Source organism: Serratia sp. NGAS9 (genome assembly GCF_009905295.1).
Taxonomy (GTDB): domain Bacteria; phylum Pseudomonadota; class Gammaproteobacteria; order Enterobacterales; family Enterobacteriaceae; genus Serratia; species Serratia bockelmannii.
Genome location: NZ_CP047605.1, coordinates 1,673,440 through 1,689,084, shown reverse-complemented (window position 1 = coordinate 1,689,084; position 15,645 = coordinate 1,673,440). Strand labels below are relative to the sequence as shown.

Sequence of the window (15,645 nt, the reverse complement as noted above, 5' to 3'; positions counted from 1 at the left end):
TGGGTTACTCCTCAGCGGCTCCGCTACACCGTCAACACGACACAGCTGTCGGTTTCCCAGCATAGACGCACTTCATCGCCCCAGGTGGGCATCCCCTTGCGGAAACGGTGGCCGTTTTGCAGCTGGGCGCTGATAATCTGCCCGCTGTGCAGCTTCACGTGATAAATGGACAGATCGCCCAGGTAGGCAATGTGCGCCACTTCCCCTACCGCGAAGTTGCAGCCGTCTTCCGGCACCTGTTCGCACAGCAGGATCTTTTCCGGCCGCAGCGCGACCTGGATCGGCACGCCGTCCACCACCGAGGCGTCCGGATCGACCTTGATCGCATGGCGCAATCCGGGGCTTTGCAGGATCAGCGCATCGTCGTGGCGCTCCTGCAATACGCAGTCGAAGACGTTGACCGAACCGATAAATTCGGCGCTGAAGCGGCTATTCGGATGCTCGTAGATCTCTTCCGGCTCGCCGATCTGCACGAACTTGCCACGGTTCATGATGGCGATGCGCCCCGCCATGGTCATCGCCTCTTCCTGATCGTGCGTCACCATCACGCAGGTGACGCCGACGCGCTCGAGAATATCGGTCACTTCCAACTGCATGCGATCGCGCAGCTTCTTGTCCAGCGCGCCCATTGGCTCATCCAGCAGCAGCAGCTTGGGCCGCTTGGCCAGGCTGCGCGCCAGCGCCACCCGCTGCCGCTGGCCGCCGGAAAGCTGGTGCGGTTTGCGTTTGGCGTACTCCTGCATGTGCACCAGCGCCAGCATTTCCGCCACCCGCTCGGCGATTTCTGCCCGCGGCATTTTGTCCTGCTTCAGGCCGAAGGCGATGTTCTGCTCTACCGTCATGTGCGGGAACAGCGCGTAAGACTGAAACATCATGTTGATCGGCCGCTGGTACGGCGGCACGTGCGACATATCCTGCCCGTCGAGCACGATCTGCCCTTCCGTCGGCTGTTCAAAGCCGGCCAACATGCGCAGTAAGGTTGACTTGCCGCAGCCAGACGGCCCAAGCAGCGCAAAGATCTCGCCCTTGTAGATGGTGAGGCTGACGTCTTCGACCGCATTCTGCCCGTCGAAGGTTTTGGTGAGGTTACGGATTTCCAGCAGAGGGGTGAAGACCTTCTGCGACTTGGCTTGAGGACGAGGGATGGCGTCGTTCAATCGGGGTGCTCTCCGGCGTAAAGCGGCACAAAACCACGGCGAGTGCCGTGGCCCAAAACGGCAGTGCAGGCGGGGAGCGCCCGCCTGCCGGTTTACCGACGATCGGGGGTATCCCCCCATCATCACTTCCCGCTTTTAACTTTAGTCCATGCGCGGGTAATGACACGATCCAGCTTCGGCGACTGCACGTTGAGCGTGAACAGCTTGGCGCGCAGATCGGCCGGCGGATAGACGTTCGGGTTCTCGCGCACCTCGGCCTTCACCAGCGGCGTGGAATCTTTCACCGCATTGGCGTAATAGACATAGTTGCTGATGCCCGCCATCACGTCAGGTTTCATCAGGAAGTTCAGGAACTGGTACGCGGCGTCTTTGTTCTTGGCGTCCGCCGGCATGGCGAACATGTCGAAGTAGGTCAGCGCCCCTTCTTTCGGGATCGCATAGGCCACGTTCACGCCGTTCTTCGCCTCTTTGGCGCGGTTGGCCGCCTGCATCACGTCGCCGGACCAGCCGATCGCCACGCAGATATCGCCGTTAGCCAAATCGTTGATGTACTGTGAAGAGTGGAAGTAACGAATGCTCGGCCGCAGCTTCAGCAGCAGATCGTTGGCCGCGCCGGTATAGTCCGCCGCATTGGTGCTGTTGGGATCCTTGCCCAGGTAGTGCAGCACGGTGGCGTAAACCTCACTCGGCGCATCGAGGAAGGAGACGCCGCAGCTTTTCAGCTTCTCGAGGTTTTCCGGCTTGAGGATCAGATCCCAGCTGTCGACCGGCGCGTCTTTGCCTAATGCCGCCTTCACCTTGTCGACATTGTAGCCGATGCCGGTGGTCACCATCAGGTATGGGATGCCGTATTTGTTGTCTTTGTCATTATGTGCAACCAGCTTCAGCATCTCGGGATCGAGATTCTTGTAGTTGGGCATTTTGCTCTTGTCGAGCGGCTCGAAGATGCCGGCCTGCGACTGGCGCTCGAGGAAGTTGGATGAAGGAACCACCAGATCATAACCGGTGCTGCCCGCCATCAGTTTGCCTTCCAACACTTCGTTGGAGTCAAAGACGTCGTACACCACTTTGATGCCGGTTTCTTTCTGGAATTTGGCCAGGGTATCCGGCGCGATATAGTCGGACCAGTTATACACGTGCAGCGTTTTCTCTTCGGCTGACGCCGTGACGGACGCGGCCATCAACAGACCGGCAACCACACCCGATAACCACTTTTTACGTTGGGTGACCATCCGTAACTTCCTCCAAAACAGGGTAAATCATAGAATTGAACTTGTATCTGCAGCGATACAAAACCTTTCCTGATTGAGCGCAATCGTTGCAACCGCGAAATGAATGGCTATGCATATGATTGCATGCGCCTTTTTGCACTGCCCTGCTCGCGTGGTTACAAGGGAAATCGCAAGCCCTTTGCAGAATCAGCAGCATAGCCGCTGCCATCGCAACCCGCCAGCCCCCAGGGTAAAAAACGCCATTTATCGATTTTTTATGCAGTTTTTCTCTATGTGATACGCCATTAACGGCACAAAAGACGAGAAAGATCGGGCGGCAAAGGCCAAAGTGCAGAATATTTTATTGCGGAAGGGAATAACGGCAGCATGCCGCCGGAGCGACGGCATGCTTAAGGTACGGCGAGGATCAGTGCAGCATCGGCTGACGCACGGCGCCAGCGGGGATCTCTTCTTCGTCACCCATAAACAGCAGATCGTTCGCCCGCGCCTCGAGGATCACCATCGAGACCTGCTCTTCGCCCTGCTGCATGAAATGAGTGAACTGCTCGTAGGTGATGCCCACCGCCACGCTCAACGACTGGCAGACGATCAGCTTCGGCAGGTTGTCGTCCTGAATGTCGACAAAGGCCTTGATGGTCAGCGAACTGGCGTTGATCTGGCTCAGGTCCGCCACCAGCGGGATCAGCGCGGTCGGTTTCACCTCGGCCAGCGCGGAGAACAGGATGACGTTGTCCACCAGATCTATCTTGGCGTCGAACACGCCGTCGAAGTTCTGCATGTGCGGCAGGTGCAGCGCCTGGCAGGAATCGCACTCAAAGAAAGAAATGCCCGACTGATCCAGCCAGCGCCGCAACAGCGCCAAATCGGGGACAATGAGTGAATCCATAATAACCAGCCTCACAATATTCAAAACGCGAAAAGGCGCATAGCTTACGGAATATTCACCCGATACGCCACGATCAATGCGGCTTAATTCACTAATTAAGATATTGCTCGGCGGGAAAAGCGCAACGCGCGTACCGTCAGCCGCCCGATTTCAGGCGGAACCCCGGCCGGCCGCGCTGCTCGATGTATTCGATCATCATGCCGGCAATGTCCAACCCGGTGGTGGTCTCCACCCCTTCCAGCCCCGGCGACGCGTTGACCTCCATCACCAGCGGGCCGCGCTCGGCGCGCAGGATATCCACCCCGGCGACGTCCAGCCCCAGCGTGTTCGCCGCTTTGACCGCAATCGCCCGCTCCCTGGCGGTGATGGTCACTTTGCGGGCGGTGCCGCCGCGATGCAGGTTGGAGCGAAACTCGCCGGGCTTCGCCTGCCGCTCGATGGCGGCCACCACCCGGCCGCCCACCACCAGGCAGCGCACGTCGCGCCCCTGCGCCTCGCGCACGTATTCCTGCACCAGGATATGGGCATTCAACCCGCGAAAGGCGTCGATCACGCTTTCCGCCGCCTGGCGGGTTTCCGCCAGCACCACCCCGATACCCTGCGTGCCTTCCACCAGCTTGACCACCAGCGGCGCGCCGCCGACCAGCTCGATCAGGTCGCCAGTGTCGTCCGGCGAATGGGCAAAGCCGGTGATCGGCAGATCGATGCCCTGCCGCGCCAGCAGTTGCAGCGAACGCAGCTTATCGCGAGCTCGGGTAATGGCCACGGATTCGTTGAGCGGGTAGCTGCCAAGCAGCTCGAACTGGCGCAGCACCGCGGTGCCGTAAAAGGTGATGGCGGAGCCGATGCGCGGGATCACCGCGTCATAGCGTTCCAGCTGGCGGCCGCGATAGTGAATGGTCGGCGCCGCCGGGTTGATGTTCATATAACAGGAAAGCGGATCGATGATATCGATGCTGTGCCCGCGATCTTCCGCCGCTTCACGCAGCCGCTTGCATGAATAGAGCGTTCCGTCGCGAGAAAGAATGGCAATTTTCACTCGTCACCCCAAAAGCCAACGCCTGCCCGGCAGGCGGGTTAGCGGCCGCGGCACTCAGGCGCGCGGATCACGGTCCTGATTATCTTTCGATGCATCCGCATCTCGCGGTTTGCGGCGATCGTTTTCCGGCGGCAACCCGCCGCGCATCAGCGGGCCAAAGCCCTGCACCACGCGCCACACCAGAAATGCCGCCGCCGGCACCATCAACGCCACGCCGAGGAAAATCATGCCGACCGCCGCCTGCTGCGATGCCAGCCAGCCAGGCAGCTGCAGGTGGCCGTGAATGCTGAGGTAGGCCAGCACCAACATCACGATACCCAGCCCTTCCAACACCAGCACCGGGCGTGGTAAGTCACCGAATGAACGCATATTTTTCTTCTCCAGAAGGTCTGCCCCCAGTGTAGTGAATTCCCGCCGACGGCGACAGCCCCGGCTGACTAATTGGTTACATGAATCAGATTAACAGGTAATTCCTGCTTTTTTTTCATGGCCTCAACGGGCATAGTAGGCGCCATCTGACGCAGGTAATGACTTTTTCGGTGACGGGATGTCGTTGCAATAGCGAACCATTTATTGAAAATCCAATTAAGGAGCGTTGCATGTTTGCAGTAATCTTCGGGCGTCCTGGCTGTCCTTATTGTGTCCGCGCTAAAGAACTGGCGGAAAAACTGACTGAAGAACGCGACGATTTCAACTTCCGTTACGTTGACATCCACGCGGAAGGCATCACCAAGGCCGATCTGGAAAAAACCGTCGGTAAACCGGTTGAAACCGTGCCGCAGATCTTCCTGGATGAGAAGCACATCGGCGGTTGCACCGATTTCGAAGCTTACGCCAAAGAACACCTGAACCTGTTCCAGTAAGTTTTTGAACGACAAAAAAGGCGCTTAACGCGCCTTTTTTTATTGCCGCTGCCGCCGGTGCAGCTGCTGCAGCGTCTGCAACAGGCCGAGGGCGAACAGCATCAGCATCGCGCCGAACACGCACCAGAACACCGCGCTGGTGGCATAAGCCAACTCCTGCCAGAATGAATAGGACGGCGTCAGCCAGAAGTGGCGGATCAGCAGACACAGCGGCAGCGCATACAGCGCGCCAAGCAACGGGCAAAGCAGCCGCTTGCGGCTCGACAGATAGCTGGCGATCGCACCGGGGACAACGAACAGCAGCAGGCCGGTTTCCCCGTGGTGCTCATGATCCGTGCTGCCGAACAGGCCGGTTTGCTGGCCGAGAAACACCAGGCTGAACAACAGAAAACAGCTGAGAATGCCCAGCCAATATCGATAACTCGTCATGCGAATTCTCCCCCGCCCAATTACCGCATCAATAGAAATCGGTCCGGCCACCCGTCAGGTGACGCTGAACCGAATTTTTTCCTTGGTCAAAAGAGAGTTAAATGCGCACGGCGGCGCAGGAAATCAGCTTTCTGTGCTGGCTGTCATCGGTCATAGCGTCTAGAATGAACGCCGCCGAACGATGGTTCGCTTCGCTTTCTGCTGGTGGTGATTTATGACGTCGTTTTAAGGCTGAATTTATCTCTTATAGTTATCTATATCAAGCACTTACTGGTAAACAATAAGTTATCCTCCGTGAACATAAACGTCGCTAGTTTGTTAAACGGTAACTACATTCTGTTACTGTTCGTGGTACTCGCACTGGGGCTGTGCCTCGGTAAACTCCGTCTGGGCTCCGTCCAACTCGGTAATTCCATTGGCGTTTTGGTGGTTTCCCTGCTGCTCGGCCAGCAACACTTCGCCATTAACACCGAGGCGCTGAATCTCGGCTTCATGCTGTTTATTTTCTGCGTCGGCGTAGAAGCCGGGCCCAACTTTTTCTCGATTTTCTTCCGCGACGGCAAAAACTACCTGATGCTGGCGTTGGTGATGGTCGGCTCGGCGATGGTGCTCGCCATCGGTCTCGGCAAGCTGTTCCACTGGGACATCGGCCTGACCGCCGGCATGCTGGCCGGCTCGATGACCTCCACGCCGGTGCTGGTGGGCGCCGGCGACACGCTACGCAACACCATCGTCAACGGCCCGGCGCTGCTGGCGGCGCAGGATCATCTGAGCCTCGGCTACGCCCTCACCTACCTGATCGGTCTGGTCAGCCTGATCTTCGGCGCGCGCTACCTGCCGAAGCTGCAACACCAGGACCTGTCCACCTCTGCCCAGCAGATCGCCCGCGAACGCGGCCTGGACACCGACAGCCAGCGCAAGGTCTACCTGCCGGTGATCCGCGCCTACCGCGTCGGCCCCGAGCTGGTGGCCTGGGCCGACGGCAAGAACCTGCGTGAACTGGGCATCTACCGCCAGACCGGCTGTTACATCGAACGCATCCGCCGCAACGGCATTCTGGCCAACCCGGACGGTGACGCGGTGCTGCAGGTGGGCGACGAGATTTCGCTGGTCGGCTACCCGGACGCCCACGCGCGGCTGGACCCGAGCTTCCGCAACGGCAAGGAAGTGTTCGATCGCGATCTGCTCGACATGCGCATCGTCACCGAAGAGATCGTGGTGAAGAACAGCAACGCGGTGAACAAACGCCTGAGCCAGCTAAAGCTGACCGACCACGGCTGCTTCCTCAACCGCGTGATCCGCAGCCAGATCGAAATGCCGATCGACGACAGCATCGTGCTCAACAAAGGCGACGTGCTGCAGGTGAGCGGCGACGCACGCCGGGTGAAGAGCGTGGCGGAGAAAATTGGCTTTATCTCGATTCACAGCCAGGTGACCGATCTGCTGGCGTTCTGCGCCTTCTTCATCATCGGCCTTTTGATCGGCCAGATCACCATACAGTTCAGCAACTTCTCGTTCGGCATCGGCAACGCCGCCGGCCTGCTGATGTCCGGCATCATGCTCGGCTTCCTGCGCGCCAACCACCCGACCTTCGGCTACATTCCGCAGGGCGCGCTGAACATGGTGAAAGAATTCGGCCTGATGGTGTTTATGGCGGGCGTAGGCCTGAGCGCCGGCGCCGGCATCGGCCACAGCCTGGGCGCGGTCGGCGGCCAGATGCTGATCGCCGGGCTGATCGTCAGCCTGGTGCCGGTGATTATCTGCTTCCTGTTCGGCGCCTATGTGCTGCGCATGAACCGCGCCCTGCTGTTCGGCGCCATCATGGGCGCCCGCACCTGCGCGCCGGCGATGGAGATCATCAGCGATACCGCGCGCAGCAACATCCCGGCGCTGGGTTACGCCGGCACCTACGCCATCGCTAACGTGCTGTTAACGCTGGCGGGTTCACTCATCGTGGTGCTATGGCCGGGCATACTCGGCTGATCGATTAGCGGGAGAGATGGATCGGCGATAAAAATATTTTGATTTTTTTGTCGCCGGCCAGAACTTTCGTTGGGGGCCGCAGTCTGAATTAGTGCCACTGCTTTTCTTTGATGTCCCCATTTTGTGGAGCCCGATAATCCCGCCTTTTAGGTTCAAGATTATCGGGTTTTTTGTTGCCTTGAAAAAATATCCTTATAAAACAATGCCAAGAAAAACACATAACTACCCTGTGGCGACAAAGTGGCGACAGCCATTTTACGGGCATAAAAAACCTGCTTTCGCAGGCTTCTTGTTAAATCCAAAGTGTTCCCTGATTGCTTCGCGTTGGGTGTGGCGGAACGATATCAACTTTGCCCGGTGAAACGATCTGCCGCTGAATAGATTCCAGCGTCACAAAAGTACAACTGCAGTTTATGTTTTGGCATTGATGATAACACTCTTTAGTGTTCTCACTTAGATAGCGGCTTGTGCGGGCATGGGCGGCAGTTCGGCAAAGCGGGCAATGCATCATGTTGATATTCCCTTCTCAATCTCTCATTTGTCGCGATAATACTCCGCCCGATCGAGAACAAAACTACCTTTAAGTGAATTTACAAAAAATCAATTCACATTACGAGACTTCATAAATCACATCCGACAGCAAAACCTCAAACTCCAGCGCCGTCGTAAAGCCGCTATTGCTGAGACTGTGCGTGACTTTGCTCACTATCCAGTCTTGCGCATCGATCGCCGCTTTAAACCCGCTGACGCGTACCGGCGTTTCCGGCGTGATGTTAGCCCGGCCCACCGCCAGCGACAGTGAGAACTCAGCCACACCGCGCTGAAGCTTTTCCCACTTTGCCTGTGCTGCCCGCATCGCGGCGGCCTTTGTGGCGTAAATTTTGGTGATCGCAAACACGTTATCGTCAGCCCCCACCAGATAGTCGCCTTTCGCCGCCTCCGCCGGTTTCCCCGGTTTTTTACAGCTGCCCGGCTTCGCTTTCGGGTGTTGCAGCGCGCGCAAATGCTGCTCTTTTGGCTTGCGCTGCAGCTTCACTTTCTTCGGCTTCGGCTGTTTTGTATTGAGCCAGCTCGCCGTTACGCCGGTGTAGGCATCCCGATCGGCAATGCTGAAACTGTGCTGATCGCCATCCTGCCGGGTGATGGTATACACCGGCAATGGCTTCCCACCTACCGTGGCGCCGTTCCCCGGTCGCAACAACAGCAGAACGCCATTTTTCACCGCCGCCACCGCGCCGTTGAGCGTTGCGAGTCGGGTAATAAATGCCGCGTCCGTCTCCTGCGTCTGGTCGATATGGCTGATTTTGATGGTGCCCAGACCGGCGGGCAGCGAGGCTTTCAGCTTATTGCGCGCAGCCACCTTCTGCACAATGTCGCCCAGGGTGGTGTCGTGGTAGGACTCATCGCGCCGGGTGTTCAGCGAACCGCGAAAATCCGCACTACGCGCGCGAATAGTCAACGTGTCCGGCGCGCCCCGGTGTTCGACCTCATCGACCGTAAACTGGCCTTTTGGCGTCAATGGCGAGCCTTGCCAGCCGAGCGCCAGCGACAGCACCGCATTGCGCTGAGGCATCGCCATCAGTCCGTCGCTGTCGTCCAGTTCGATGTCGAGCTGGTCGGCCTCAAAGCCCCGGTTATCCGTCAGCGATAAAAAAATCAGCCGCTTGCGGATGTTCTGCGTGATGTCGTTATCCTGCAGCAACAGCGAAAAATCCGGGGCAACTCGCGCCCCGGCTGTCAGGCTTACGCCGCTTTTCATGATAACAACCCTCCCATAGCACCGGCGGCCATCTCTCCGGCTTTATCGTACAGTTCCCCGGCCTGCTGGCGCAGATCGCCAAACATCGCCGACAGGGATTCATCGACCCGCTTCAGGTTGAGCGTGAACTCTGTGCGGCGCGGGCTGCCGTCGGCGAAAAACTCAGAGTGCGTTTCAGAAATCGACTCGATCACAAACATGCCGTAAATCGTACCGGTGCCTTCAATCAGCGGCCACGCCCGGCCCTGCTCAGCCATCAGTTGCAGCGTCAGCAGTGACCAGCGGCCGCCGGTGATCTCCGGCAGCAGCACCCCGGACAGCGTGATTTTTTCCTCATCCATTCCCAGAAATTGCGCCGCCGGGCGCAGGCCAACGCGGGCGTTGCTCGGCCAGCGATATTCCGCGTTGCGGCTCATGGATTGATAAGGCAGCGTCTGCAGCATAAAAACAAACAGCCCCAGCGTTAACATCATCATGAATCTCCGTAAGTCATGCGGCTACGCGCGGCGGCCGCGTGTTTGCGTCGTTCGGCCTCGAGCTGGCGCGAGACTTCGCGCGCAATGGAGGCCGCGTCTTGGCCGGGGGCGCCGTACACCTGAATCGTGATCGGGGCTGGCGCCGTGGCAAGTGCAGCAGCCGGGGCCGACGCCATCACCGGCGTTGACAGCGATAACATCGCCGCCGACAGCGCCGCCGTTTTCCGGCGCCCGGTGACGTTGACCGGGCCGTTGACAATCTCCGGGCCTCGCTCGCCGACGATGCCGAACTGGCCGCGCGGGATGATGCCGCCCTTGTCGAATGCCCCCGCATAACCCGGCCCCGGCATCAGCTCAGGCGCCGGGCGATTGTATGAAATCGCCGGGTTAACCTCCGCCTCATCGTCGCCAAACTTCATCCAGTCCGGCAGCATATCCGTGAGGCCGGAAAACTTGTCTTTCAGCGCCTGCCAGCGCTCGCTAATGCCGTCAATGACCCCGTTAATCATGTTCATCCCGGCTTCTTTGAACTGCCCCGGCAGCGCTTTAGCCCCGTTTACCAGCCCCTCCCATTTGCCATTAAGCCAGCCAGTCAGCCGATCCCATGCCTGAACCGTGGCGGCGCTCAGCGCCAGCCATGCCGCGTTAACACGCTCGCCGATGGTGTCCCAGACGGCGGCGGCACGCTCTGCAATGCCGCTCGCAACGCCCCAGATGCCGGTCAGCAGACCGGGCAATCCGCCCAACAGCTGCAGCGGCAGGCTCAATCCGGCCGCGATCCATTCACCGAACATGCGCCCATAGCGCGCGGCCGTCTGGAGTTCGGCCTGTGAAGATTTCACCGGCTCGATCAGCTTGCCGAACCACTGCCAGACGTTGCGCACCATGTTCAGCAGCGGCGTAAATGCGCCAGCCAGCGGGACAAACGCGGCGCGCATCGGCGCGAAAGCGGCGCTGAAGCCTTCGCCGATACCCGTTAAAAAGGCGCTGATAGATTCCCAATATTTACGGATAGTCAACGCCACACCGGCAATTACCGCCGCCGCCGCGACCACCGGCAGGGTGATCACACTGAATGCGGCCGCAATCCCGGCGCCAACGGTGGTAAAGAGCGTTCCCAGCAGCCCGGCCCCGGCGATCAACATATTGACCCCGGCCATCACCGGCCATGCGATAAGGCCCAACGCAGCGAGGCCGCCGATCAGGGCCGTGACGCCCGCCGTGACTTTCACCAGCGTGCCGACCAGCTCAGGATTGGCCTTCACCCATGCCCCGGCCTTGGTCAGCCATTCGGTGGCGGAAACCGTGAGTTTGCGCAGCGCTGAGTTCTGGCCGTCGAACACCTCAATGCGAACATCTTCCCACGCCGAAAACAGGTTTTTCAGGTCGCCGTCGAGGTTGTCCACCTTCACTCGGGCAATCTGGGCCGTAGCCCCTTTTGACTGGGTGACGGTGCTGTGTTTTTCGCTCAGCTTGCCGTTACCGGCGGCGTCAATCAGCTTGATAGCGCCTTTCATCGCCTCTTCGCCGAAAATGACTTTCAGGTATTCGGCCTGCTGCGCGGTGCCGAGCTTGTTGGTTTTAAACGAGCCGTTAATTTTCTTGAGGATGTTCGCGATCGGCAGCATGTTCCCTTTGCCGTCCTTGGTTTTTACGCCCAATTCTGACAGCGCATCCTGCGCCTGACCGACCGGCGCTTGCAGACGGGTAAACATGGCGCTGGCCGATGTCCCGGCCATGCTGCCCTTGATGCCGTTATCTGCCAGCACGCCCAACAGCGCGGTGGTGTCCTCTATGCTGGCCCCGGCCGCCTCGGCGATCGGCGCGACGTACTTCATCGCCTCGCCAAAATCCATCAGGTTGCTGTTCGAGCTGGTGAAACCTTTGGTCATCACGTCCGCGACGCGCTGGATCTCGTCTATCGGCATGTTAAACGCCGATTGCATGTTGGTGATGATGTCGGCCGCGTCGGCGATGTCCAGATCGGAGGCCAGCGCCAGATTTACCGTTGACTCGGTCGATTTCAGAATGGCATCGCCGTTAAAGCCGGACTTGGCGAGCACCGATTGCGTGCGGGCGACGTCCGTCGGCGAAAACGCGGTCGTGGCGCCAATATCCCGCGCCTGCTGGCGAATGGCGGCCAGCTGCTGGTCATTCTTCGCCAGCCCTAACGTGGCTTGCGTGTCTGACATCTGCCTGTCGAACTGCACCCCCGGCGCAATAAACGCTCCTTCAGCGACCAGCCCGGCGGTAGCGATACCCAGCCCGGCCGCGCTGGTATTACGGACAGCCGCGGTTGCCGATTGCCCGGCCCGGTAACGCGCGCCGACGCGGTTAACCTGTTCTTGCCTCTTGCTCAGGCGTTCCAGCTCGCCGCGCTGGCGGCCCAGCGCTGTCGTGGCTTCGCTGGCGCTGGCCTTCAACCGGCGCTGTTCTGCGCTCAGGTTCCGGGTAGCGATGCCGTCAGCGTTGAGCGCGTCACGCTGGCGCTGCACCGACTGGCGCAGGCCGTTGTATTTCGTCTGCAGCTCGGCGGCGGCGCGCTTTGATGCCGCCAGCAAGCGCGCTTGCTGCGCCGTGGGCTTTTCCGTCGCCTTGAACTGGACGGCCAACGCGGCCGCCTCTTCCTTGGCTTTCTTCAGTGCCTTGCCGGTAACGGCAAGCTGCCCCTGCGCCTTGCGAAACCCCTCAATCCGGGCGCTTTGCGCGTCCAGTGCCTTGAGGGTTTGTTGCGTGGTTTTGATGTCACCGGCAAGCTGTTTGCTTGCCTGTTGGATACTCTTTAGCGGGCGGGTGGCTTGGTCTACGGCCTTCAGCAAGACCTGAAGCTGCAGGCTTTTACTCATCGTGATTAACTCCGCTGCGTTGCAGTGCCTTGTGGCGCCAGTTCAACAGCTCCGTGAGCGTCATTCCGGCCATTTCAGACGGCGGCCAGTGGAAGATCACCGCGATGTCCGCCATCAGGTCATCAACGCCCAGCCGGGCGTCGGGGATTACGCTGCCGAGTTCGGCGACAAAAAACCGACCACTTTCCCGGCCAGCGCCACCAAATCCGGCAGCTCAAGGCGCGCGCATTCTTCTTTTGTCAGGTTCGGCACGGTCACACGCGGCAGCACAACCAGCAGCGCGTCAACGTCGGCGTTGGCGATCGCCGCCAGCCCGACGCCGCGCAGCGCGCCCGCGTTCGGTTTAATCACCTGCACATTGGTGATGGTTGTTTCACCGCGCTGGATCGGGGTGTCGAGGGTAACGGTATTTTCGTTTACGTCTTTCATGATGTTCTCTCAAATCAGGGGGAAAGGGCCAGCCCAGCGGGCTGGCGCAAAAATTACAGGCCGATCGCCTTGCGATGCTCGGCCAGCCGGTCAACGCCGTTGACCTTTTCGACCATGTTCACGGTATCGACCTCGATCAGCTCTTTGCCGTCCACGGTCAGCTTGAAGTAAGTACACTCGGTGGAAACCTTGGTTTCGGTATCCTCGCCCTGCTTGTACTCGCCAAAGTCAATTTCTTTGTGGCGGCCACGCATCACCACTTCCACAGCAGACACCTCGCCGGTGTCGTCACGCTGGAAGGAACCGGCAAAGCGCAGCGGCACGGCATCGACGGCGCCCCACTGTTTCAGCACCAGCTCATCAATGCCGCCCATCGACCACTCAACGGCCAGCGCGTCATCGTCCAGCCCCATATCGATGGAGGCCGCGCCGTTCATGCCGCCGCCCCGGTATTTCTCCAGCTTGCGGGTGAGCTTCGGCAGCGTCAGCGAGGACACGACGCCCATATAGCTGTAGCCGTCGTTGAACAGGTTCAGGTATTTCAGTTTTTTCGGTAGTGCCATGTTCTAACGTCTCCTTTAGCGGTTCACGGATGCCGCAAACGTCGCCAGATAGCGATCGGTGATACGCTGGCGCAGGGTTAAATCTTCCAGCGGCGGCACCGGCGTGTAGTCGTAATCGATAAACAGCTTGCCCGCCTTCAGGGTTTCCTTGGTGTTGGCGCTTTCGTCGTACCAACAAGTGCCGTCGATAATCAGCCCGGCGGATTTCAGCTCGCGGAATTTCGCGTTGATACCGTCAATCATGTCGCGCACCAGCGTAGGCGTTACCGGGCGGTCAACGGCCCATAGGTGCGCCTCGGCCATGGTGTCGGCCAGCACCTGCGCGGTGCGGGTGTAGTTCTCGAACATGAACAACGGATCATCGGAACAGGTGCGGGAACCCCAAAACTTGAAACCGTCTTTGCGGATCAACGTTGTGACGCACGCTTGGTTTAACAGGTCGGCATCGGTGCCGGGCGCCTGCAAATCCCAGAACACGCTGGCGGTGATGCCGGTCACGCCGTTAACGCCGACGTTTGAAAGCGTCTTATGCCAGCCGGTTTCCGTGTCGATTTTGGCACGCAGGCCCAGCGCGCGGGCGGTGGCATAGGCGATGTCGCTCTGGTTTGCGGTGGTGTTCCAGCTGACAAAATCCGGCCAGATCAGCATCAGCTCGCGCTGGCTGAAATTGTCGCGGTACTTGGTAGCCTCCTGCACGGTTTTGCAGCCGTGGGCGCTGATATAGCCGAACGCGCGCAACTGCTGACAAATCCCTGCCAGCGCCGTCGCGACTTCCTGATTATCCAGCCCCGGCACGCCGAGGATACGCGGCTTAACGCCCAGCTCAGCCTGTGCAGATAACAGCGCTTTCATGCCGGTGTAACGGCCTTCAGCGTTCGCGCCGCCGATGATATTGGAGGTGGTTTCCGCCGCGTCTTTGCCGGTGGCAACGCGAACAACCACCGTGACCGGCTTAGCTTGTTCGGCGATCGCCCGCAGCGACGCCGCCAGCGTGCCTTTTTTACCGGCCTTGCCGGAGGCGGCCAGCACGTCAGTGATAAGTACCGGGGTATCAAGCGGGAAAACCGACGCGTCGGCATCCTCCGCCGTGCAGACCATGCCGACGATTGCCGTCGATACGGTGGAAATAACGCGGGTGCCGTCGTTGATTTCGACGACGCGCACGCCGTGATGATAATCGCCCATTAATTTGCTCCGGGTGGTGAGTAGGTGCAGGCATGATGACGCCCGGCGCGCCGGGCCGCACGCGGTGGGTGCTGGAAGGCCGACCAGACAACAGGCGGGGCCGGATTGGGGGGATTTTGAGGAAATAACGATCGCTTGCGCCGATCAATAACGCTGTATTGATCTATGCAATCAATTGGACGGATTTTAGCCGGGCGGGGTAATGTCGAAAGGTAGATGCGGCAACATCAGGGAATACCGCAAATACAAAAGCCCGCATCGCTGCGGGCTTTTTTCTTAGGCGGCGGGCGCCACCGGCCAGTCAATTTCCGGGGCTGACATATCAAGACGATTCAGCGTCACGCGGTATTTTTTCCAGTCCGCCAACAGCGCTTTTTCTGCCTCGGTCGCCATATCCAAATCAACAGCATCCTGAAGCGGCGCAACAGCCTTACCCGCGATCGCCAGTAATTCATTTTTTCTGGCTTCCGCCCTCGCCATCATTTCTTCGGCAGAATAGGCGCGCTGGCTCACCTTCTTACCGTCAAACACCCACTCACCATTAGCCAGACAGCGCTTTGGTAGTTTCGTTGGGTTCAGCTCAATAACCGATAAGCCAATCGGCCACAGCATCGACACATCGCTGTTAATCGCGCAGATAATGCCGCTTTCGTCATAAGCCAGTTTTACGGTGTCCGGCGAAAACAATTTTTGCGCAGCGTACCAGTCAATACCGTTATCATCCTGAAGATAAATCACGTTCTCGCCGAGGAATAATTCTTCCGGCGTGTATCTTTTCAAATTCTTAATGTGTTGCAT

The 15,645-nt window shown here is 59.2% G+C and carries 17 protein-coding genes; 2 read left to right on the top strand and 15 right to left on the bottom strand.

Going from position 1 to position 15,645, the window contains the following annotated elements; translation table 11 throughout:
• Positions 1 to 23 precede the first annotated feature (23 nt).
• The 5 genes from potG to GUC32_RS08155 form a co-directional block, all read right to left on the bottom strand.
• On the bottom strand, positions 24 to 1,157 hold the full coding sequence (potG, locus tag GUC32_RS08175; RefSeq protein WP_043137773.1) for a putrescine ABC transporter ATP-binding subunit PotG: 1,134 nt from the start codon (positions 1,155 to 1,157) through the stop codon (positions 24 to 26).
• 122 nt (positions 1,158 to 1,279) lie between these two features.
• Positions 1,280 to 2,389, bottom strand: coding sequence for a spermidine/putrescine ABC transporter substrate-binding protein PotF (gene potF, locus GUC32_RS08170; RefSeq protein WP_043137777.1), 1,110 nt, complete (start codon positions 2,387 to 2,389; stop codon positions 1,280 to 1,282).
• Positions 2,390 to 2,795: 406 nt separating this feature from the next.
• Complete coding sequence (locus GUC32_RS08165) at positions 2,796 to 3,275, bottom strand: YbjN domain-containing protein (RefSeq protein ID WP_004938666.1); 480 nt, start codon at positions 3,273 to 3,275, stop codon at positions 2,796 to 2,798.
• Between the two features lie 136 nt (positions 3,276 to 3,411).
• Positions 3,412 to 4,314 carry a 30S ribosomal protein S6--L-glutamate ligase gene (gene rimK, locus GUC32_RS08160; protein ID WP_025302234.1) on the bottom strand — a complete coding sequence of 301 codons (903 nt, stop codon included), beginning with the start codon at positions 4,312 to 4,314 and terminating at the stop codon, positions 3,412 to 3,414.
• Positions 4,315 to 4,368: 54 nt separating this feature from the next.
• The gene (locus GUC32_RS08155) at positions 4,369 to 4,683 is read right to left on the bottom strand and encodes a YbjC family protein (RefSeq protein WP_025302233.1); all 315 of its coding nucleotides are present in this window, start codon (positions 4,681 to 4,683) and stop codon (positions 4,369 to 4,371) included.
• Between the two features lie 230 nt (positions 4,684 to 4,913).
• Here GUC32_RS08155 and GUC32_RS08150 point away from each other — a divergent pair, with 230 nt between their 5' ends.
• Complete coding sequence (locus tag GUC32_RS08150; protein ID WP_004938676.1) at positions 4,914 to 5,177, top strand: GrxA family glutaredoxin; 264 nt, start codon at positions 4,914 to 4,916, stop codon at positions 5,175 to 5,177.
• A gap of 39 nt (positions 5,178 to 5,216) precedes the next feature.
• On the opposite strand, the gene GUC32_RS08145 is transcribed toward GUC32_RS08150, so the two are convergent.
• Positions 5,217 to 5,606 carry an inner membrane protein YbjM gene (locus GUC32_RS08145; RefSeq protein WP_025302232.1) on the bottom strand — a complete coding sequence of 130 codons (390 nt, stop codon included), beginning with the start codon at positions 5,604 to 5,606 and terminating at the stop codon, positions 5,217 to 5,219.
• A gap of 294 nt (positions 5,607 to 5,900) precedes the next feature.
• Here GUC32_RS08145 and GUC32_RS08140 point away from each other — a divergent pair, with 294 nt between their 5' ends.
• Positions 5,901 to 7,589, top strand: a complete 1,689-nt coding sequence (locus tag GUC32_RS08140; RefSeq protein ID WP_025302231.1) for an aspartate:alanine antiporter — start codon at positions 5,901 to 5,903, stop codon at positions 7,587 to 7,589.
• A 292-nt stretch (positions 7,590 to 7,881) separates the two neighbouring features.
• Here GUC32_RS08140 and GUC32_RS08135 read toward each other — a convergent pair whose 3' ends face one another.
• The 9 genes from GUC32_RS08135 to GUC32_RS08095 form a co-directional block, all read right to left on the bottom strand.
• Positions 7,882 to 8,100 carry a DNA-binding transcriptional regulator gene (locus GUC32_RS08135; protein ID WP_369435673.1) on the bottom strand — a complete coding sequence of 73 codons (219 nt, stop codon included), beginning with the start codon at positions 8,098 to 8,100 and terminating at the stop codon, positions 7,882 to 7,884.
• Between the two features lie 99 nt (positions 8,101 to 8,199).
• A complete protein-coding gene (locus GUC32_RS08130) occupies positions 8,200 to 9,348 on the bottom strand; it encodes a phage late control D family protein (RefSeq protein WP_369435672.1) in 1,149 nt (382 codons plus the stop codon).
• Positions 9,345 to 9,821, bottom strand: coding sequence for a phage tail protein (locus GUC32_RS08125; RefSeq protein WP_346402119.1), 477 nt, complete (start codon positions 9,819 to 9,821; stop codon positions 9,345 to 9,347). The genes GUC32_RS08130 and GUC32_RS08125 overlap by 4 nt, the downstream gene beginning before the upstream one ends.
• Positions 9,821 to 12,670, bottom strand: coding sequence for a phage tail tape measure protein (locus tag GUC32_RS08120; protein ID WP_369435671.1), 2,850 nt, complete (start codon positions 12,668 to 12,670; stop codon positions 9,821 to 9,823). Before GUC32_RS08120 ends, GUC32_RS08125 begins: the two co-directional genes overlap by 1 nt.
• Complete coding sequence (locus GUC32_RS08115) at positions 12,663 to 12,785, bottom strand: GpE family phage tail protein (protein ID WP_026142543.1); 123 nt, start codon at positions 12,783 to 12,785, stop codon at positions 12,663 to 12,665. Before GUC32_RS08115 ends, GUC32_RS08120 begins: the two co-directional genes overlap by 8 nt.
• 32 nt (positions 12,786 to 12,817) lie before the next feature.
• Positions 12,818 to 13,099, bottom strand: coding sequence for a phage tail assembly protein (locus GUC32_RS08110; protein WP_046687834.1), 282 nt, complete (start codon positions 13,097 to 13,099; stop codon positions 12,818 to 12,820).
• 53 nt (positions 13,100 to 13,152) lie between these two features.
• A complete protein-coding gene (locus tag GUC32_RS08105; RefSeq protein WP_023447563.1) occupies positions 13,153 to 13,662 on the bottom strand; it encodes a phage major tail tube protein in 510 nt (169 codons plus the stop codon).
• Positions 13,663 to 13,677: 15 nt separating this feature from the next.
• Entirely contained in the window at positions 13,678 to 14,847 is a 1,170-nt protein-coding gene (locus GUC32_RS08100; protein ID WP_086556876.1) for a phage tail sheath protein, read from the bottom strand.
• A gap of 276 nt (positions 14,848 to 15,123) precedes the next feature.
• Positions 15,124 to 15,645 (bottom strand): tail fiber assembly protein, encoded by a 522-nt coding sequence (locus GUC32_RS08095; RefSeq protein WP_265260405.1) that lies wholly within the window; start codon positions 15,643 to 15,645, stop codon positions 15,124 to 15,126.